Below are 20232 nucleotides of genomic sequence, written 5' to 3'. Positions count from 1 at the left end.
ATTGCCGGCATGATTAAGGATCGGTGATTATTGGGCGATCTTGAACCGCCCGGTCACCAGCGCACGAAGAACCGTCCCCCGAGCGCGCCCAGACCGGCGAGGACGGCGATGGCGAGCGTGTACCAGGTGGCGACGAAAAGCGGCGAATCGTCGAAGCAGTGCGCGGCGTAGAAGGTTGCCGCCAGGCCGCCGGCGAGCAGTCCCGCGACCGCCCCGGCCAACACCGGCCGCGTCGGCGCGCCATAGCGCAGCATCCACAGGAAGACGGCAAGCGGGCCGATTCCGATCAGCGGGATGAAGCCCATGCAGATCATCATGTTGGAGCCGACCATGCGCGTGCTCCACATCGGCTCCGGCACCATGAACAGTTCGAGAGCCACCGCCACGGCCACCAGCAGCGGCGCCGCCAGCATCCAGGCCGCGGCTCTTGCCGTCGAAGCGCCCGGCGTCGACAACGCCCGGACCAGGCCAAAGGCGGTGACGGCGAGCACGATGGTGAACACGAACTTCGCCAGGAACCGCATCGTGTGCATGGCGGTCATGATGTCGGGACGCGGGCCGATGGTGAGAAAGAAGACCAGAGCCGCGATCACCGCCGCGGCTGCCGCCGCCATCAACCAGGCCGAGCGCAGCGGCATCGCCTTGCTGCTTGTGTCGGCGTCGAGTGCCTTGATGAGATCCTCCGTCCTCATGTCACTGCCGCCCGAAGCGCCCCTGCCCAAATCGCTTGGCGATCGCGGCAAGCCCGCGATGCAGCGACACCCGCACCGCCGTCTCGCTGACGCCGAGCCTGGCCGCCGTCTCGCCGATGGAGCGGCCGTCGACCGAGATCGAAGAAACGACGGAACGCTGCGCAGCCGGCAGTCCGTCCAGCGCCCGGTTGATGTCGCGTTCGCTGACGGTCTCGGTTTCCGGCTCGGCAAAGGTCTCGGCGATCTCGTCGATCTCGATTTCGATGCGCCGTCCGCGCCGCCGGAAAGCATCGATCAGCTTGAAGCGGGCTATCGCATAGATCCATGGCAACACCGGCGCGTCCTGGCGCCAGGTATGCCGTTTCACATGAATGGCCAGCAAGGTTTCCTGCACGACATCCTCGGGATCGACCCCGCCCTGTACGATCTTGCGCCTCGCAAAGCCGCGAACCAGCGCGGCGATCCGGTGCAAAAAGTCGGCGTAGGCCCTTTCATCTCCCGCGATCGCGGCCCGCATCAGCCGGGAAAGCTCGGCCTCATCCTTGCCGCTCACAAGAGTTCACTCCCCGATCTTCGCGCCTCGGCACCGATTTGTTACGTGTCCGGCGAAATGATGTCCAAGCCAAAGTGCCGCAAAATCACGAAAGTTTGCGGGAGCGGCGACCGATTGAAGCAGCCGAGCAATGTTGACTACTGCTGTCAGGTATCGATAGGTGCAGCCTGCGAAACCAGAACCACCGAGATTGAGGATGACGCCATGAGATACACGCTCTCCACCCTAGCGGGGGCCACAGCGCTGGCCGTGAGCATGATCGCCGGGCCGGCGATGGCCGCGGATGCCGGGATCATCGTCTACAACGCCCAGCATGAGAGCCTGGCCAAGGAATGGGTCGAAGGTTTCACCAAGGAAACCGGCATCAAGGTCACGCTGCGCAATGGCGGCGACAGCGATTTCTCCAACCAGATCGTCGCCGAGGGCGCTTCTTCGCCGGCCGACGTGTTCCTGACCGAGAACTCGCCGGCCATGACTCTGGTCGAAGCGGCGGGCCTTTTCGCGCCGGTCGACGCCGACACGCTGGCGCAAGTCCCGGCCGAATTCCAGCCGAGCACCGGCAAATGGGTGGGTGTCGCGGCGCGCAGCACCGTCTTTGCCTACAACAAGACCAAGCTCACGGCCGAAAAGCTGCCCAAATCGATGCTCGATCTCGCCGATCCCGCCTGGAAAGGCCGCTGGGCAGCCTCGCCTTCCGGCGCCGATTTTCAGGCCATCGTCAGCGCGCTGCTCGAGCTCAAGGGCGAAGCCGCAACCGCCGACTGGCTGAAGGCCATGAAGGAGAATTTCACCGCCTACAAGGGCAACGGCACGGTGATGAAGGCGGTCAATGCCGGCGAGATCGAAGGCGGAATCATCTACCACTATTACTATTTCGGCGATCAGGCAAAGACCGGCGAAAACAGCAAGAACGTCGAACTGCATTATTTCAAGAACCAGGATCCCGGCGCTTTCGTCTCGATCTCCGGCGGCGGCGTGCTCGCCTCGAGCAACCACCCGAAGGAAGCCCAGGCGTTCCTCAAATGGGTGACCGGCAAAGGCGGCCAGGACGTGCTGAAGACCGGCACGTCCTTCGAATACGCTATCGGCAAGGACGCGCAGTCCAATCCCAAGCTGGTGCCGCTGGCCGACCTGCAGGCGCCGAAGGTCGATCCGGCGACACTGAACTCCAAAAAGGTGACCGACCTGATGACGGCAGCCGGCTTGCTTTAGTCCGCGTTCGTCCTAAAAGGGCAACGTTTGCGCTCCTGCGAGGCTTTCCGCAGGAGCGCTCTGTTTTCGGGATGGCTTCGTCCATGACGACATATTGCGTTTCCGGCCGCGCCTGCGGCGCCCCCGCCCCGGCGGCAGTGGCGCGGTCGAGCTGATGCAAACTGCCGTCGATCTCGCACGTTCAGGCCAGACAGTCGGGCGGTCCCGCCGGAAGCCCATGTCCTGGATCGCGCTTGCCGCCATAATTGTCTCGCTGCTGTCGCTGCTGCCGCTGGCGTTCATCATCTGGATCGGTGTGCAGATCGGCTGGGACACTGCTTCGGCCCTGGTCTTCCGGCCGCGCGTCGGCGAACTTCTGGTCAACACCGTGCTTCTGGTGGCGCTCACCGTGCCGATCGCCACCGTGCTGTCGGTGACGCTGGCATGGCTGACCGAGCGCAGCGACCTGCCCGGCGCCCGCCTGTGGGCTTGGCTGTCGGTGGCGCCGCTCGCCATCCCCGCCTTCGTGCATTCCTACGCCTGGATCACCATGGTGCCGACCTTGCACGGCCTGTGGGCCGGCGTGCTGGTCTCGGTTCTCGCCTATTTCCCGTTCCTCTATCTGCCGCTGGCGGCGGCTCTGCGCCGGCTCGATCCTGCTTTGGAGGACGCAGCCGCAGCACTCGGCCTTGGACCATGGCGGGTGTTTTGGCGTGTCGTGCTGCCGCAGCTGAGACTGGCCATTTGCGGCGGCGCGCTGCTGGTCGGCCTGCATCTGCTGGCCGAATACGGCCTCTACGTCTTCATCCGCTTCGACACTTTCACCACGGCGATCGTCGACCAGTTCCAGTCGACCTTCAACGGTCCCGCCGCCAACATGCTGGCCGGCGTCCTGGTGACTTGCTGCTTCGTGCTGCTCGCGCTGGAGGTGCTGGTGCGCGGCGAGGAACGCTATGCCCGCGTAGGCTCGGGTGCCGCGCGCCGCCAGCAGCGCACCAGGCTCGGTCGCGCCACCCTGCCCTGCCTGGCTCTGCCTGCCATCGCCACGCTTCTCGCCATCGGCGTGCCCTTCGTCACCATCGGCCGCTGGCTGGTCGCCGGCGGCGCCGATGTCTGGCGTTTGGACGAGATCGGCCTGGCGCTTGGCCAGACACTGTTCCTGGCGCTGGCCGGCGCCTTGCTTGCGACCATCGCCGCCATGCCGATGGCCTGGATCTCGATCCGCGCGCCGGGACCGCTGCAGCGGCTGCTCGAAGGCTGCAACTACATTGTCGGTTCGCTGCCCGGCGTGGTCATCGCGCTGGCCTTGGTCACCATTACCGTGCGCATCGCCATGCCGCTCTACCAGACGCTGTTCACAATCCTGGTCGCCTATGCCCTGATGTTCCTGCCGCGCGCCTTGATCAGCCTCAGAGCCTCGATCGCACAGGCGCCGGTCGAGCTCGAACGCGCCGCCGCCAGCCTTGGCCGGCCGCCGCTGAAGGCGCTTTGGTCGACAACGATTCGCCTGTCGGCGCCGGGGGCTGCGGCCGGCATGGCGCTGGTCGCGCTCGGCATCATGAACGAGCTGACCGCCACCCAGATGCTGGCGCCCAACGGCACGCGCACGCTGGCCATGGCGTTCTGGTCCTATAGCGGCGAGATCGACTATGCCTCCGCCGCCCCTTACGCCTTCATCATGGTGGCGATGTCGCTGCCGCTGACTTGGCTGCTCTATGTCCAGTCGAAACGGATGGCCGGGCGATGAGCTTTCTCGAAATCAGTGGCCTCACCAAGCACTACGGCCCGGTCGCAGCCCTTGCCGGCATCGAGCTCAGCGCCGCAAGCGGCAGTCGCACCGCGATCGTCGGCCCGTCCGGCTGCGGCAAGACGACGTTGCTGCGGCTGATCGCCGGCTTCGAGGCGCCCGACCAGGGCCGCGTCGTGCTCGACGGCGAGGTGCTGGCCAATGGCGGCCATGCGGTGCCGGCGCACCGCCGCGGCATCGGCCTGGTGGCGCAGGACGGCGCCCTGTTCCCGCATCTCAGCATCGGCGACAATATCGGCTTTGGCATGGCCCGCGGCGAGGACCAGCGCGCCGAGCGCATCGCCGAGCTCGCCTATACCGTCGGGCTGGACAAGGCGATCCTCAAGCGCCGCCCGCACCAGCTCTCCGGCGGCCAGCAGCAGCGCGTGGCGCTGGCCCGCGCCATGGCGATGAAGCCCAGGCTGATGTTGCTCGACGAACCGTTCTCGGCGCTCGACACCGGTCTGCGCGCCTCGATGCGCAAGGCCGTCGCCGAACTACTCGAAGCCGCCGGCATCACCACCATCCTGGTCACCCACGACCAGGCCGAGGCGCTGTCCTTCGCCAGCCAGGTGGCGGTCATGCGCGACGGAAAGTTCTCTCAGATCGGCACACCGCGAGAACTCTATCTGCAGCCGAAAGACCGCATGGTTGCCGAGTTTCTTGGCGACGCCATCATCTTGCCGGCAAAGATTTCAGGCGGCTTCGCCACCTCCTCGCTTGGTCGCATAGCCGTCGACTCGAAGGAGCGGCGCGACATCGCCCGCATCATGCTGCGACCGGAGCAGGTGCAGGTAAAGCGCACGTCGCGCGAAGGCATGTCGGGTCCTGCGGGCACGATATTCGCCGAGGTGACGGACTCGGAATTCGCAGGCTCGATGTGCACCATTGCCGTGCGGCTGTTGAACAACCCCGATCCGCCGGACGCCGCGGCGATCGGCAGCACACCGCTGACCTTACGCAAGCCGGGAATCGACGCACCTGCCGTCGGCGAGATCGTGCGTCTGACAGTTTCCGGCAAGGCGCATGTCTTCGCCTGAACTGCCGATGCGTCGGATTGGCGCGAGCGGCTGCGTCAATCGACTCGTTTCCCAGCATTGTCGAACCAATGCAGCTTCTCGGCCCTGGCCACGACGCGCAGTTGATCGCCGGGTTTGGCCGTGGCGCGGCCGGCCACACGCACGACGATGCGGTTGCCGCCGGCGGCACAGTGAAGAAAGCTTTCGGCTCCCACAGGTTCGACCGCCTCGACCGCCGCAGGCAGAATAAGCGCGCCGGATGATGCCTCGGCACTGAAGGTGACGTCGGCATCCTCAGGGCGGAAGCCAAGCGTGGCGGCGTTCGTAGGCGCGAAGTCAACCGTCTTGCCGTCGGTCAGCGCCGGACCAGCCGGTCCTTGCGAAAGAGGCAGAAGGTTCATCGGCGGCGCTCCGATGAAGGAGGCGACGAAGGTCGATGCCGGCTTCTCGTAGATGTCGAGCGGCGCGCCCGTCTGCTCGACCAACCCGCCATTCATGACGACGAGAATATCGGCCAGCGTCATCGCCTCAAGCTGGTCGTGGGTGACGTAGACCGAGGTGACACCGAGCGAGCGCTGCAAATTCTTGATTTCGACCCGCATCTGGCCGCGCAGTTTGGCGTCGAGGTTGGAAAGCGGTTCGTCGAACAGGAAGACTTTTGGATTGCGCACGATTGCGCGACCCATGGCCACGCGCTGGCGCTGGCCGCCGGAAAGCTCGCGCGGGCGCCGGTCGAGCAGCGCCGTGAGCTCCAGCACCTTGGCGGTCGAGCGAACCCTGCTGTCGATCTCGTCCTTGGGAGTACCCCGGTTGCGCAACCCGTAGGCCATGTTGTCGTAGACCTTCATATGTGGATAGAGCGCATAGTTCTGGAACACCATGGCGATGTCGCGCTCGGTCGGACCGATCGTGTTGACGATCTTGCCGTCGATGGCGACGGTGCCGGAAGAAATGGTCTCAAGCCCGGCGATCATCCGCAGCAGCGTGGACTTGCCGCAGCCGGACGGCCCAACCAGCACGCAAAGCTCCTTGTCGGGTATGGCGATCGAGACACCCCTCACCGCCTCGACGCCGCCGGGATAGACTTTCTTCACATCCTTCAGATCGATGGTCGCCATCAGCTTCTCACTTTTCGGTATCGACCAGTCCGCGCACGAACCAGCGTTGCATCAGCACCACGATCAGGATCGGCGGCAGTATGGCCATCATCGCGGTGACCATGACCAGATGCCATTGGGTATCGGCATCGGCGAAGGAGACCATCTTTCTGAGTGCGATGACGATGGTGTTCATGTCATTGCTGTTGGTGACGAGCAGCGGCCACAGGTACTGCGTCCAGCCATAAATGAAGAGGATGACGAACAGCGCCGCGATGTTGGTGCGCGACAGCGGCAGCAGGATGTCGAAAAAGAAGCGCCATGGTCCGGCGCCGTCGACACGCGCCGCTTCCACCAACTCACCTGGGATGGTCATGAAGAACTGGCGAAACAGAAGCGTGGCGGTGGCCGAGGCGATCAGCGGAATGATCAGGCCGGCATAGGTGTCGATCATGCCGAGATCGACCATCACCTTGTAGGTCGGCAGGATGCGCACCTCGACGGGAAGCATCAGCGTGATGAAGATCAGCCAGAAGAAGACCATCCGAAGCGGAAAACGGAAGAACACGATCGCATAGGCCGAAAGGATCGAGATGAAAATCTTCCCCACCGCGATGCCGAGCGCCATGATCGTGGTGTTGAGCAGCAATCGGCCGACACTGACGCCGCCGATGCGGCCGACACCGCCGAACAGCGCCTCGCTGTAATTGTTCCAGACCTGGTCGCCGGGCAAAAGAGGCAATGGCGGCTTGAGGATGGTCTGCAGCGTCTGCGTGGAGGCAACGAAGGTGTAGTAGATCGGGAAAGCGACGATCAGGATGCCCAGGATGAGCACGGCGTGGGCGATGAGGGCGCGAAGCGGGGACTGACCAATCATCGCTCGCGCTCAACCGTAGTGGACTTTGCGTTCCACATAGCGGAACTGGATGGCCGTGAGTGAGATGACGATGACCATCAGGATGACCGACTGCGCGGCCGAATCGCCGAGGATCAAATTGACGAAACCGTCATTGTAGACCTTGTAGACCAGCGTCTCGGTGGCCTTGCCTGGCCCGCCGCCGGTGACGGCATGAACGATACCGAAAGTGTCGAACAGCGCATAGACAGTGTTGACGACCAGCAGGAAGAAGGTCGTCGGTGCGAGCAGCGGGAAGACGATGGTCCAGAAGCGCTTCGTCTCCCCGGCGCCGTCCATGGCCGCCGCCTCTATCAACGTCTTCGGCACCGCCTGCAGCCCGGCGACGAAGAACAGGAAATTGTAGCTGATCTGCTTCCAGGCAGCCGCAGATACCAGCAGGATCATGGCTTGGTTTCCGTTAAGCAAGGGATCCCAGGCGATGCCGAGACCTCTCAAGGCGTAGGCCAGCGAACCGATCGAGGGGTTGAACAGAAACAGCCACAACATGCCGGCAATCGCCGGCGCCACCGCATACGGCCAGATCAGCAGCGTGCGATAAAGGCCTTTGCCGCGCACCACCTTCTCGGCCATGACGGCAAGCAACAGGGCCACACCCATGGCGACCATCGCGGTCGCCAGAGAGAACACCAGCGTAACTTTGATCGAGTTGAGGTAGGCCGGGTCGGCCAGCACCTTGCGAAAATTGGCGAGCCCGACGAACTTGCTCTTCAGCCCGAACGGGTCTTCCCTAAGCATCGACTGGTAGAGCGCCTGCCCGGTCGGCCAGTAGAAAAAGATCAGCGTAATGGCGAGTTGCGGCGCCACCAGCAGGTAAGGCAGGGTCTTGTTGGGAAAGACGACGCGTGGAGACAGGGTGATTCCCTCACTATTCAGGAAATCGTCCACGCGGGTCCGCGTGGACGAGGTTCAACTGACAATCGCTTCAGTTTCCGATCGCTTCCTGAATCGCCTTGTTGCCGCGTGCGACCGCGTTGTCGAGCGCCTGCTGCGCAGTCTGCTGGCCGGCCAGCATCTTCTCGAACTCCTCATTCTCGATGTCGCGCACCTGCGGCAGGTTGACGAGGCGCACGCCCTTCGAGTTCTCGGTCGGCGCCTTGCCCAGCATCTGCAGGATCGGCGTCTCACGGCCCGGGTTCTTGTCATAGAAGCCGGACTTCTTGGTCGCCTCATAGGCAGCGAGCGTCACCGGCAGATAACCCGACTTCTGATGCAGATACTCCTGCACTTCGGTCTTGGACAGGTAGGAGAAGAACGCCGCGACGCCCTTGTATTCCTCGTCCGATTTGTTGCCGAACACCCACAGGCTGGCGCCGCCCGGCGTGGTGTTCTGGGGCGCGCCCTTGGCGTCACTATCATAGGGAAGCTGGCCGATGCCGTAGTTCATGCCCGACTTGACGATGTCACCGAGACCCCCCGACGATTCGGTGAAGATGCCGCATTCTCCGGCAAGAAAGATCTGCTTGGCTTCGGATGTACGGCCGCCATATTTGAAGGTGCCGTCCTTGGCCAGGTCGGCGAGCGCCTGGAAATGATTGACGAAGATCGGCGCATTGATCTTGAGCTCGACGTCGGTTCCGGCAAGTCCGTTCTGGTTGGTGCCATAGGAAACGTCATTCCAGGCAGCGAAGGCCTCAAGGTGGATCCAGGTCAACCAGGTCGAGGTATAGCCGCAGGAAGCGGCGCCGCTCGCCTTGATCTTCTTGGCGGCTTCCCACACCTCGTTCCAGGTCTTTGGCGGATTGTTCACATCAAGCCCGGCCTTCTGGAAGATATCCTTGTTGTAGTAGAGGATGGGCGACGAGGAATTATAGGGGAAGGACAGCATGGTCCCGTCCGGCTTCGAATAGTAGCCGACGATGCCGGGCAAATACTGGCTCTTGTCGAAGGTCACGCCGGCGCTGGTCAGCACATCGGCCACCGGCTTGATCGCACCTTCGGCGGCCATCATGACGCCGGTACCCACGTCGAACACCTGGATGATGTCGGGCGCTTGCCCCGCACGAAAGGCAGCGATGCCGGCATTCAGCGTTTCGGGATAGGTGCCCTTGAAAACAGGGAGAATTTCATAGTCGCTCTGGCTGGCATTGAAATCCTTGGCGATCTTGTCGACCACCTCGGCATTGGCGCCGGTCATTGCATGCCACCAACTGATCTGGGTGGCGGTGAAGGCGGAGGTGGTGGAAAGCAGGGTCAAGGTGGCGGCAACACCGGCCGCAAAGCCGAACAACTTCATGTTTCATCTCCCGTTTGTCATTGGCGAAAGGGGCGCTCCCGCGAACGCAATATGTGTCGCTGATGACAATCGGACAACGGATTTGTTGCTGTTTCGTGAATTTCATACCCGGCTAACTTCGCGCCCCCTCGCTCTGCAACGAGGACAGAGAGAAATGCCAAGCCGGCTCAGCGATACATGGGCGCGGTGGGCCTGCGACGATCGCCGACCGCCGGCGATGCATGAAGGGCCCCCGTGACAGCGCCACGCACCTGTACCATGCGGCCGCCATACCGGCGCTCGGCCAGATCGAGATCGGTAGAGCGGCATCGCGCCAAGCGCTGCTGTGACCCTGTCTGGAATGAGACAGGATCGCCGCAAGGTACAACCCGAAAAACCCGCTGTAGTTGTAGTTCGCATAACCGATTCTTCGTCAAGCGCGACATACTAATCAAGTGGACGGCTTGATTGCTGTGGGAGAGCAGGTGGGGCGAGATGCTGACGGTCTATAATTGTATCGTGCATGAGCACGATCTGAGACTGGTCGCACTGGCAGCGCTCATTTGCGGTATTTCTTCCTTCTCGGCGGTCAACCTGCTTCGCCATGTCGACCGCTCGAGCGAGCGCAACCGCTATACCTGGCTGATGATAGCAGCCACTTCCACCGGCTTCGGCATCTGGGCGACGCATTTCATCGCAATGCTTGCCTTTTCTCCCGGAATCCCCAACGCCTACAATGCGGAAATGTCGGCGCTTTCGCTCGCCGGTTCCGTCGCCCTGACCGCCGCGGGCATGTGGATCGCCACCTTGCGCCGGGGCATCGACTACCCTCTGGTCGGCGGCGCGGTCCTCGGCGCTGGTATCGCCGCCATGCACTATATCGGCATGGCCGCCTTCGAGGTCGAAGGGCGCATCGTCTGGAACCCGCTGCTGGTCGGCGTCTCGGTGCTGACAGGCGTCACCCTCGCCGCGCTGGCGCTGCTGGTCGTGTTGCGACGGCCGTCCATGCAGGCCACAATCGCCGCCGCCATCCTGTTGACGCTGGCGATCTGCAGCCTGCACTTCATCGCCATGGGCGCGGTGTCGATCTTCCCGGACTCCTCCATCCAGATATCGCAGTTCACGGTTGAACCGGTGTCGCAGGCCTTCGCCGCCGCTGCAGTCAGCATGGCTATCCTGGTGCTTTCAGCCGCAGCATTGTGGATCGACCTGCGTTTCCGGCGTCACAAGCTCGAGGCAGAGCGCATGCACGGCCTCGCCAACGCCGCCGTCGAGGGGCTGATCGTCTGCGACGGCGCCCGCATCGTCAGCGCCAATGACAGCATCGCCGCGCTAACCGGCATGGCGCCGGAAGTGCTGAACGCGATGCTGCTTGGCGATCTCTTCGGCGAACGCACCGCGGCCGGCATGTCCGACTGCAGCGGACAGGCACAGGAAGCGGAGCTCAGAGCCCATGACGGCGCCACCATCCCCGTCGAACTTATCGCCAGGAGCATCGACTATTGCGGCAAGCGGCACAGCGTGGTCGCCGTGCGCGACATCCGCGAACGCCGGAAGGCCGAGCAGGAGATACTGCGCCTCGCCCATTTCGACCCGCTGACCGGGCTCCCCAACCGCCGCAGTTTCTCCGGCCGGCTCGAGGCCGAAATTGCCGCAATGGACCGCGGCGGCAAGGGCGGGCATCTTGCGCTGCTGCTGCTAGACCTCGACCGCTTCAAGGAAGTGAACGACCTGTTCGGGCACGGCGCCGGCGATGCCATGCTGCAGAAGGTGGCGCTATGCGCCTCCGCCGTGCTCCGCCACGGACAGATGCTGGCGCGTCTCGGCGGCGACGAGTTCGCCATCATCGCTCCGAACCTTCCCGATCCGCAGGCGGCCGGCCGCATCGCCGAGGCGGTGCTGGCGGCCATGCGCGAGGAAAACCGGCTGTCGGTCGGTGGCGGGCTGGTGTCGGCCAGCATCGGCATTGCACTTTATCCGCTCGACGCCGATGAGCCGACACTCCTGGTCAGCCACGCCGACACCGCGCTCTACCGCGCCAAGGCCGAGGGCAAGGACACCTACCGTTACTTCGAGGCCTCGATGGGCGCCGAGGCGCGAGACCGGCGCGTGATGGAGCACGAACTGCGCCAGGCCATGGCGCGCGATGAGTTTCGCCTCGTCTACCAGCCACAAAAGGAGATCAGCAGCGGGCGGATGGTCGGGTTCGAAGCGCTGATCCGCTGGCGCCATCCGCAGCGCGGCGACGTGTCGCCGGCGACCTTCATCCCGGTGGCCGAAGACAGCGGCGTCATCATCCAGATCGGCGAATGGGTGCTGGCGACGGCCTGCGCCGAGGCTGCGCGCTGGAAGAACCCTCTCACCGTCGCGGTCAATGTCTCGGCGGTGCAGCTCCACAATCCGAATTTCAGCCGCAAGGTGCATGAAGTCCTGCTCGGCTCCGGCCTGACGCCCGGCAGGCTCGAACTCGAGATCACCGAAACGGCGCTGGTCAAGGACATGCCGCGCGCGCTGGCGACCTTGCGCCAGGTGAAGGCGCTTGGCGTGCGTGTGGCGATGGACGATTTCGGAACCGGCTACTCCTCGCTGTCCAATCTCCGCGCCTTCCCCTTCGACAAGATCAAGATCGACGGCTCATTCATCAAATCAGTCGACAGCAACGGCCAGGTGGCAGCCATCGTGCGCGCCGTTCTGGGGCTTGGCCGCGGTCTCGGCCTGCCGGTTTTGGCCGAGGGCGTCGAGACGCTGGGCGAGCTGAAATTCCTCGACGCCGAGGCCTGCGAGATCGGCCAGGGCTACTATCTAGGCCGGCCGAGCCCGATCGAGGCGTTCAGCGAACTGACCGGCGTCGCGGCGCCGGCGGCACAAGAGGACGCCAGCGTCAAACAACGCGGCGGCAGCATCTTGATGCTGCCGCCGGCGGCGGCCCTGCGCTCATCCTAAGGGGCGAGTGCGGCCTCGACCAGGCGCTTGGCATCCGGTCCCGACCATTCCGCCGGTCCGTTCATATGCGCGACCAGGCAGCCTTCGCCATCGATCAGCATGGTGACGGGGAGGCCTAGCGCCAAGCCGCGCGTCTTGACGTCGTTGAACAGCGCCAGCGTCGAATCGCGGTAGTAGCCGAGCGACCCGATGCCGATATCGGCGAGGAACTTCTTCGGCTTCACATCGTCGCCGGCATCGACATTGACCGCGACCACTTCGAAGGCATCGCTGCCCTTTTCCTTCTGCAGCGTATCGAGCGCCGGCATTTCGGCGCGGCAGGGCGCGCACCACGTCGCCCACAAGTTGAGCAGCACGGTCTTGCCGACATGATCGGCGATCGTCATCGGCTTGCCGTCTGGGCCGTTGAAGGCGAGGCTTTTCAGCGATTGCGGCGGATCGGCGGGCAGCAATGCCGCCACCTGGCCGGTGGCTGCGGCGGCAACCTTTTTGGCGCGGTCGCTCTTGGCGGCGCAGGCGACATCGTCCTTGCTGTTGCCCGCGCCGGCCGCAGGTGCGCTGCCGGTGGCTGCGTTGTTGCCAGACCCGCTCTCGCTGACATATACCGCGACCGCGCCGGCCAGCACGCCCGCCACCAAAGCGGCGAGGATCAGGCGCGGGGCCGGGAAGTATCTGTTACCGTCTGCCATTTTCTAAGACTGCTCCGGAGCACGGGTTATAGCGATGAGCGACAAGAAGGCCAGCAACCAGATGTGGGGCGGACGTTTTGCCTCGGGTCCGGCCTCGATCATGGAAGCGATCAACGCGTCGATCTCGTTCGACCGCAAACTTTATGCGCAAGACATAAGAGGTTCGGTCGCCCACAGCGAGATGTTGGCTGAAACGGGCATTATTTCGGCGGCCGATCAAGAAAAGATCGCTCACGGGCTGAACACGATCCTGAAAGAGATCGAGGCCGGCACGTTCGAGTTCTCGACCCGGCTGGAAGACATTCACATGAACATCGAGGCCCGCCTCGCCGATCTGATCGGCCCGGCCGCCGGCCGCCTGCACACGGCGCGGTCACGCAACGACCAGGTGGCGGTGGATCTCCGGCTCTGGGTCAAGGACGAGTGCTTTCGCGTCGCCGAGGCGCTGAAGGGGCTGATCTCAGCCTTGCTCGACCGCGCCGAGGAGCATGCGGCGACCGTGATGCCCGGCTTCACCCACATGCAGGCGGCGCAGCCGGTGACCTTCGGCCACCATTGCATGGCCTATGTCGAGATGTTTTCGCGCGACCTGTCGCGCGTCCGCGACGCCATCGAGCGGATGGATGAAAGCCCGCTCGGCGCGGCAGCGCTTGCCGGCACCAGTTTTCCGATAGATCGCCACAAGACCGCCAAGGCGCTCGGCTTCCGCGAGCCGATGCGCAATTCCCTGGACAGCGTCTCCGACCGCGATTTCGCGCTGGAGTTTTTGAGCCTGGCGGCGATCTGCGCCACGCATCTATCGCGGCTCGCCGAAGAAATCATCATCTGGTCGACGCCGCAATTCGGCTTCGTAAGGCTGTCGGACAGTTTCTCCACCGGCTCCTCAATCATGCCGCAGAAGAAGAACCCGGACGCCGCCGAACTGGTGCGCGGGAAGACCGGCCGCGTCACCGGTCATCTCGTCGGGCTGCTGACGGTGATGAAGGGCATGCCGCTGACCTACGGCAAGGACATGCAGGAAGACAAGGAATCCGTCTTCGACGCCGCCGAAACACTCGATTTGATGCTGGCTGCGATGACCGGCATGGTGCGCGACATGACGGTCAATGCCGCCGCCATGAAAAAAGCCGCCGGCTCGGGCCACGCGACCGCGACCGACCTCGCCGACTGGCTGGTGCGCACGCTGGGCCTGCCCTTCCGTGAGGCACACCATGTCACCGGCGGCGCGGTGGCGTTGGCCGAAGAGAAGAAGGTGAGCCTTGAAAAGCTGTCGCTGGAGGATCTGCAGTCGATCAACCCCGGCATCACGGCAGACATCTTCTCGGTTCTGGCGGTGCAGAATTCGGTGAAGAGCCGCACCAGTTTCGGCGGCACCGCGCCATCGGAGGTCAGGAAGCAGATCCGCAGCTGGAAAAAGCGCATCGCCAAGGCATGATGCCGGGGTGCAATGCGCCTAAAACTCGGTTAAAAGCGCAGCACATAAAGTTTCGGACGGATGGATCGATGACCGCAAGCAGGATTTTGGTGACGCTGACGCTGCTGACGGCGATGGCTGCCGTGACCGCTTGCGGCCGTAAGGCTGGTCTCGACACGCCCTATGAAGCGGCCGTCCAGGCCCGCAAGGACGCCGAGCGCGCCAAACAGCCGGTGCCGCCGGAGCCGGAAAAACCGGTCGTGGACAAGAAATTCATCCTCGACCCGCTGATCTAGGGCCGATGAGACCGGCTTGGTCTTTCTGACCAGGTCTCGTGCTAACCAGGTCTCGTGCTCCAACTTCCGGAAACACTCTCGTGAACCATTTCGACTACCGCGACGGCGTGCTCCATGCCGAGGACGTGGCGATACCAGACATCGCCGCAAGCGTCGGCACGCCGTTCTATTGTTATTCGACGGCAACCTTGACCAGACACTACCGGGTGTTCGCCGGGGCCTTTGCCGGTCTCGACACGCTGGTCTGTTACGCCTTGAAGGCGAATTCCAACCAGGCGGTGCTGCGGACGCTGGCAAAGCTCGGCGCCGGCGCCGATACCGTCTCGGAAGGCGAAATGCGCCGCGCGCTCGCCGCCGGCATCCCGGCCAGCAAGATCGTATTCTCGGGCGTCGGCAAGACCGCGCGCGAAATGGATTTTGCGCTCGAGGCCGGCATTCTCTGCTTCAATGTCGAATCCGAGCCGGAGCTGGAGTTGCTGTCGGCCCGCGCCACCGCGCTCGGCAAGGTGGCGCCGGTCTCGCTGCGCATCAACCCGGATGTCGACGCCAGGACGCACAGGAAGATCTCCACCGGCAAGGCCGAGAACAAGTTCGGCATTCCCTGGCAACGGGCGCGCCAGGTCTATGCCCGCGCGGCCGGGCTGCCGGGCACCAAGCCCATCGGCATCGATACCCATATCGGCAGCCAGATCATCGAGTTGCAGCCCTTTGACGATGCTTTCGCGCTTCTGGCGGAACTGGTCGGCGCGCTACGCGCCGATGGCCACGCCGTCGAGCATGTCGATCTCGGCGGCGGCCTCGGCATCCCCTACCGCACCGACAACAGCCCGCCGCCTCTGCCCGATGCCTATGCCGAGATCGTCAGGAAGCATCTGACAAAGCTTGGAGTGAAGGTGATGTTCGAGCCGGGCCGGCTGATCGTTGGCAATGCCGGCATCCTGGTCTCGGAAGTGATCTTCGTGAAGGAAGGCGACGCCAAGAACTTCCTCGTCGTCGACGCCGCCATGAACGATCTGATCCGGCCGACGCTCTACGATGCCTTCCACGACATCAAGCCGGTGGTGCAGCCGCCGGCCGACACGCCGCGCATGGGGGTCGACGTCGTCGGCCCGGTCTGCGAGACCGGCGACTATCTCGGCCTCGACCGTGACCTGCCCCGGCTCAAGTCTGGCGACCTCATTGCCGTCACCACCGCCGGCGCCTATGGCGCGGTGCAATCCGGCACCTACAACACCCGCCTACTTGTGCCTGAGGTTCTGGTCGACGGCGACCGTTTCCATGTCGTACGCCGGCGCCAGACCTATGACGAGCTTATCGGCCTGGATTCGGTGCCCGACTGGCTTGCATAGGAGCCGCCACGGCGGCTGCGCTACAGCCGGTTTTGGATGAGCATCCTTGTGTCGGCGATCCTGTCCTCGTCGCGGCGGTAGAACGTCCATTGCTTGATGCGCTTGGGCCGCAGCAGGCCGGCCTGGGTAAGCACGCGCATATGTTCGGAGAGCGTCGCCTGCGTAATGCCGAGCTTCTCCGCGATCAGCAGCGCGCAAACGCCGTCCTCGACCAGATCGCCGTCTGCCTGGGCCGGGAAATGCGCCTGCGGATCCTTCAGCCAGTCGAGGATCTGCAGCCTGCGTTCATTGGCGATCGCCTTGAAGACATCAACCTCTTGCATTTAGCCATTTTGCCAAGTTACTAATTGCTGTCAATCCCAAGGAGATGGTCATGACGAACGGCAACACCGTCACGCGCGAACGCATTGCCGCGATGGAACCACGCATCCGCCGCTATATCAGGCACACGCCGGTGCTCCGCGTCGACATGGCCGATTTCGACCGGCCGCCGCTGGCGGTCGACCTCAAGCTCGAATGCCTGCAGCATTCCGGTTCGTTCAAGGCGCGCGGCGCCTTCACCAATCTGCTCGAACGGCCGGTGCCTGCGGCCGGCGTGGTTGCGGCTTCGGGCGGCAATCATGGCGCCGCGGTCGCCTATGCCGCCATGCGGCTTGGCCACAAGGCGACGATCTTCGTTCCCGAAGTCAGCCCACCGGCCAAGCTGCAGCGCATCCGCGGCTACGGCGCCGAACTGATGGTCGGCGGCGCCCGCTATGCCGAGGCGCTGGCCGCCAGCGAGGCTTTTGCCGAAAAGACCGGCGCGCTGCAGATCCATGCCTTCAACCAGGAGGAAACATTGGTCGGCCAGGGCACGCTCGGCCTCGAAATCGAAACCGATCTGCCAGACATCGACACGCTGCTGGTCGCTGTCGGCGGCGGCGGCCTGATCGGCGGCATCGCCGCCTGGTTTGCCGGCCGCATCAGGATCATCGCCATAGAGCCCGAAGGCGCGCCGACGCTGCATCGCGCCTTCGAAGCCGGCCACCCCGTCGATGCGCCGGCCGAAGGCGTCGCCGCCGATTCGCTGGCGCCCAAACGCGTCGGCGAGATGATGTTCCCGATCGCCGAGGCCTTCGTCGAACGCTCCATCCTGGTCACCGACGACGCCATCATCGCCGCGCAAAAGGCGCTGTGGGAGCGGGTGCGGATCATCCCCGAGCCGGGCGGCGCAGCGGCCTTCGCAGCGCTGCTGTCCGGCCGCTACACGCCGGCGCCGGGCGAGCGGATCGCCGTCCTTGTCTGCGGCTCGAATACCGATCCGGCGAAATTCTAAACCTTGCTTCGACTGAAGTGGGACGCAAACCCGCCAAAGCTTTTCAAGTTTTCCGGAACCGCCTCGCCTTTGCCGTGTTTGCTGGTAAACTTCTGCTTGTTGAGTCCGGGCTATCCCGCCCGGGCAGGAAGGGCCGATGACGGAACGCCCCATTTCCAGTGGCGATCGCAGCCTGGCTGGGCGGCTTGCCCTGAGCCGGCTGGCGACACGGGTCTCGATGACCGTCGAGCGCGGCTGGCCGCTGCTTCTGCCGCTGCTCATTGTCGCCAGCCTGTTTCTCAGCCTCTCCTGGCTCGGCCTTTTCCCCCGGCTGCCGGACATTGCGCGTATTATCCTGGTCACGGCGTTCGGTATTGCCACGCTGGCGGCGCTCTATCCGCTGCGTTTCTTCAAGCTTCCATCCGCCGCTGAAATCGACCGCCGTATCGAGGCCGCCAACCAGTTGCAGCACAGCCCGGTGCTGGTGCAGACCGACCGTCCCAGCGGCAAGGAAAGCATCTTTTCCCAGGCGTTGTGGCGCGAACACCAAAAGCGCATGGCCGACAAGCTCGGCAGCCTTGGCGCCGACCTGCCGCGCACGCGCGTGCCGGAGCGCGATCCGTGGGCATTGCGTGCCGTGGCGGCGCTGCTGTTGGTCACCGCTTTTGCCTTCTCCTTCGGGCCGTCCGGCGGCAGGCTGTCCGATGGTTTCAGTGCCCATGCGGCGCGCGACATCGTACCGCCCCGCATCGATGCCTGGGTGACCCCGCCGGCCTATACCGGCAAGCCGCCCATCTTCTTGACCGCGCCAGTCATCGATGGCAACGCCAAGCAGGCGGTTGCCACCTTCACCGTGCCGCAAGGCAGCGACGTCTCGCTGCGCGTGACCGGCGGCTCCGGCGAGGAAACGCTAAGCTTTGCCGACAAGGGCGGCAATGCTCGCGCCATCGACCCGTCGGGACCACAGGTGGCGGCCGTCAAGGCAGCGGCGGTCAACCCGGCGACCCCCAAGCTGCGCCAGTTCACCGGCAAGCTGACCGCCGACGGCACGCTGACGCTGAAGTCGGGCGAAGCCGATCTCGGTCGCTGGGCCTTCGCGGTGATCCCCGACAAGCCGCCGACGATCCGCTTCGTCGGCGAGCCCAAGCGCGCCGTCAACGGCGCCTTCGAGCTCAACTACCAGATCGACGACGACTATGGCGCGGCCACCGCAAAGGCGGTTTTCGCGCTGGCCGACCCGGCGGCGCCCGATGCGCATCCGCTCTACGGTCCGCCTGACCTGCCGCTGGCGCTGCCGCGCCGCGGCGGCAAGGCGAACGCCGCCAAGACCACCAAGGACCTCACCGAGCACGTCTGGGCCGGCGCCAGCATCAAGCTGTCGCTTGTCGCCACCGACGATGCCGGACACACCGCGACCAGCGAAACCAAGACTATTGTGATGCCGGAGCGGCCCTTCGCCAACCCGCTGGCGCGGGCGGTGGTCGAGCAGCGCCGCCTGCTGGCGCTCGACGCCAATGCCAAGCCGCGCGTGCTCGACCTGATGGACGCCATCACCCTGCGGCCCGAGGACACGTTCGACAACATGTCGCATTACCTCGCCATCATGAGCGCCCGCAGCCGGCTGAAGATGTCGGACAGCGACGATCAGTTGCGCAACGAGATTGCCTATCTCTGGGAAATCGCGCTCGGCATCGAGGAAGGCAATCTCTCGTCCGCCGAAAAGCGGCTCCGCCAGGCCCAGCAGGCGCTGCAGGACGCCATCAAGCGCGGCGCCAGCGACGACGAGATCGAAAAGGCGATGAAGGAACTGCGCGAGGCGATGAACGAATTCCTGCAGGAATTCGCCGAGCGCGCCAAGCAGAACCCGAACGCGCCGCAGATGCAGCAGAACGGACGCGAGCTGCGCCAGAGCGATATCGACCGCATGATGGACCAGATCGAGAACCTGGCGAAGTCGGGCGACCGCGACAAGGCGCAGGAGCTGCTGTCGCAGCTGGAAAACATGATGAACAACCTGCAGGCCGGCCGTCAGCAGCAGGGCGGCGAGCAGGACAGCGAGATGCGCCAGCAGATGGACAAGCTGGGCGAGATCATGCGCCGCCAGCAGGAGATGATGAACGACACTTATCGCATGGACCAGATGCAGCGCGGAGATAATCAGCAGCCCGGCGAAGGCAATGGCGACGATCCGGACCAGCCGGGCGTCGGCAAGGATCGCGATCCTCTCGCCCGGCCGAAGTCGATGACACCGCAGGAATTCGCCGATGCGATGAAGCAGCTGCAGGAAGGCCAGGGCCAGTTGCAGAGCGAACTCGACAAGCTGAAGAAGGGCCTGGAAGGCATGGGCATGCAGCCCAATGAGGGGTTTGGCGACGCTGGCAAATCCATGGGCAACGCCGAAAAGTCGCTTGGCGAAGGCGAAGGCGACCAGGCAGTCGGCCACCAGGGTCGCGCGCTGGAAGCGCTGCGCAAGGGCGCCAAGGAGATGATGAAGCAGCTGCAGGCGATGCAGGGCGACCAGGGCGGCAGCCAGGAAGGTGGCCGCCAACAGGACGCCGGCCGCGATCCGCTGGGCCGGCCGCGCGCCAGCCGCGGACCCGATTTCGGCGATTCGGTGAAGGTGCCCGACGAGATCGACGTGCAGCGCGCCCGCCAGATTCTCGAAGCGATTCGCAAGCGGCTCGGCAACGCGCTCAGCCCCGACATCGAGCGCAGCTACCTCGAGCGGCTGCTGGAGCTGAAGTAGCCTCCAAGGCAACATCCGTCGAACTGAATGGT

Annotated in this window: 17 protein-coding genes; 9 read left to right on the top strand and 8 right to left on the bottom strand. The window is 64.4% G+C overall.

The annotated features are described in order from the left end of the window. Positions 1-53: 53 nt before the first annotated feature. Both ACYG9Y_RS28975 and ACYG9Y_RS28970 read right to left on the bottom strand, forming a co-directional pair. A complete protein-coding gene (locus tag ACYG9Y_RS28975; protein WP_023671666.1) occupies positions 54-692 on the bottom strand; it encodes an NrsF family protein in 639 nt (212 codons plus the stop codon). A 1-nt stretch (position 693) separates the two neighbouring features. Next, positions 694-1245: a sigma-70 family RNA polymerase sigma factor gene (locus ACYG9Y_RS28970; RefSeq protein ID WP_023671665.1), complete on the bottom strand. Its 552-nt coding sequence runs from the start codon at positions 1243-1245 to the stop codon at positions 694-696. Between the two features lie 204 nt (positions 1246-1449). Between ACYG9Y_RS28970 and ACYG9Y_RS28965 the strand changes: the two genes are divergently transcribed. The 3 genes from ACYG9Y_RS28965 (at position 1450) to ACYG9Y_RS28955 (ending at position 5262) form a co-directional block, all read left to right on the top strand. Next, positions 1450-2457 carry an iron ABC transporter substrate-binding protein gene (locus ACYG9Y_RS28965; protein WP_023737455.1) on the top strand — a complete coding sequence of 336 codons (1008 nt, stop codon included), beginning with the start codon at positions 1450-1452 and terminating at the stop codon, positions 2455-2457. Between the two features lie 154 nt (positions 2458-2611). Continuing rightward, entirely contained in the window at positions 2612-4183 is a 1572-nt protein-coding gene (locus ACYG9Y_RS28960; RefSeq protein ID WP_023737454.1) for an ABC transporter permease, read from the top strand. Then, positions 4180-5262: an ABC transporter ATP-binding protein gene (locus ACYG9Y_RS28955; RefSeq protein ID WP_023686694.1), complete on the top strand. Its 1083-nt coding sequence runs from the start codon at positions 4180-4182 to the stop codon at positions 5260-5262. Before ACYG9Y_RS28960 ends, ACYG9Y_RS28955 begins: the two co-directional genes overlap by 4 nt. 35 nt (positions 5263-5297) lie before the next feature. Here ACYG9Y_RS28955 and ACYG9Y_RS28950 read toward each other — a convergent pair whose 3' ends face one another. The 4 genes from ACYG9Y_RS28950 to ugpB all read right to left on the bottom strand — a co-directional run bounded on the left by ACYG9Y_RS28950 (position 5298) and on the right by ugpB (position 9490). Continuing rightward, complete coding sequence (locus tag ACYG9Y_RS28950) at positions 5298-6359, bottom strand: sn-glycerol-3-phosphate import ATP-binding protein UgpC (RefSeq protein WP_023673333.1); 1062 nt, start codon at positions 6357-6359, stop codon at positions 5298-5300. 7 nt (positions 6360-6366) lie between these two features. After that, the gene (ugpE, locus tag ACYG9Y_RS28945) at positions 6367-7215 is read right to left on the bottom strand and encodes a sn-glycerol-3-phosphate ABC transporter permease UgpE (protein ID WP_023737453.1); all 849 of its coding nucleotides are present in this window, start codon (positions 7213-7215) and stop codon (positions 6367-6369) included. 9 nt (positions 7216-7224) lie between these two features. Continuing rightward, positions 7225-8109: a sn-glycerol-3-phosphate ABC transporter permease UgpA gene (gene ugpA / locus ACYG9Y_RS28940; RefSeq protein WP_023685330.1), complete on the bottom strand. Its 885-nt coding sequence runs from the start codon at positions 8107-8109 to the stop codon at positions 7225-7227. 70 nt (positions 8110-8179) lie between these two features. Continuing rightward, positions 8180-9490, bottom strand: a complete 1311-nt coding sequence (gene ugpB, locus ACYG9Y_RS28935) for a sn-glycerol-3-phosphate ABC transporter substrate-binding protein UgpB (protein WP_023726977.1) — start codon at positions 9488-9490, stop codon at positions 8180-8182. A gap of 474 nt (positions 9491-9964) precedes the next feature. On the opposite strand from ugpB, the gene ACYG9Y_RS28930 reads away from it, so the two are divergent. Next, on the top strand, positions 9965-12412 hold the full coding sequence (locus ACYG9Y_RS28930) for a bifunctional diguanylate cyclase/phosphodiesterase (protein ID WP_023737452.1): 2448 nt from the start codon (positions 9965-9967) through the stop codon (positions 12410-12412). Here ACYG9Y_RS28930 and tlpA read toward each other — a convergent pair. After that, a complete protein-coding gene (tlpA, locus tag ACYG9Y_RS28925; RefSeq protein WP_023737451.1) occupies positions 12409-13101 on the bottom strand; it encodes a thiol:disulfide interchange protein TlpA in 693 nt (230 codons plus the stop codon). The genes ACYG9Y_RS28930 and tlpA overlap by 4 nt on opposite strands. Positions 13102-13135: 34 nt before the next feature. Here tlpA and argH point away from each other — a divergent pair, with 34 nt between their 5' ends. The 3 genes from argH to lysA all read left to right on the top strand — a co-directional run bounded on the left by argH (position 13136) and on the right by lysA (position 16160). Then, positions 13136-14536 (top strand): argininosuccinate lyase, encoded by a 1401-nt coding sequence (argH, locus tag ACYG9Y_RS28920; protein ID WP_023737450.1) that lies wholly within the window; start codon positions 13136-13138, stop codon positions 14534-14536. Between the two features lie 68 nt (positions 14537-14604). After that, positions 14605-14811: a hypothetical protein gene (locus ACYG9Y_RS28915; protein ID WP_023673325.1), complete on the top strand. Its 207-nt coding sequence runs from the start codon at positions 14605-14607 to the stop codon at positions 14809-14811. A gap of 80 nt (positions 14812-14891) precedes the next feature. Next, positions 14892-16160 carry a diaminopimelate decarboxylase gene (gene lysA / locus ACYG9Y_RS28910; RefSeq protein ID WP_023737449.1) on the top strand — a complete coding sequence of 423 codons (1269 nt, stop codon included), beginning with the start codon at positions 14892-14894 and terminating at the stop codon, positions 16158-16160. 20 nt (positions 16161-16180) lie between these two features. On the opposite strand, the gene ACYG9Y_RS28905 is transcribed toward lysA, so the two are convergent. Continuing rightward, positions 16181-16483: an ArsR/SmtB family transcription factor gene (locus ACYG9Y_RS28905; protein ID WP_023694025.1), complete on the bottom strand. Its 303-nt coding sequence runs from the start codon at positions 16481-16483 to the stop codon at positions 16181-16183. Positions 16484-16533: 50 nt separating this feature from the next. Between ACYG9Y_RS28905 and ACYG9Y_RS28900 the strand changes: the two genes are divergently transcribed. Beyond that, on the top strand, positions 16534-17475 hold the full coding sequence (locus tag ACYG9Y_RS28900; RefSeq protein ID WP_023737448.1) for a threonine/serine dehydratase: 942 nt from the start codon (positions 16534-16536) through the stop codon (positions 17473-17475). A gap of 136 nt (positions 17476-17611) precedes the next feature. Continuing rightward, a complete protein-coding gene (locus tag ACYG9Y_RS28895; protein ID WP_023737447.1) occupies positions 17612-20200 on the top strand; it encodes a TIGR02302 family protein in 2589 nt (862 codons plus the stop codon). Positions 20201-20232 lie beyond the last annotated feature (32 nt).

This window comes from Mesorhizobium sp. W050, from assembly GCF_054719535.1.
This window is presented reverse-complemented; position numbering and strand designations above follow the sequence as displayed.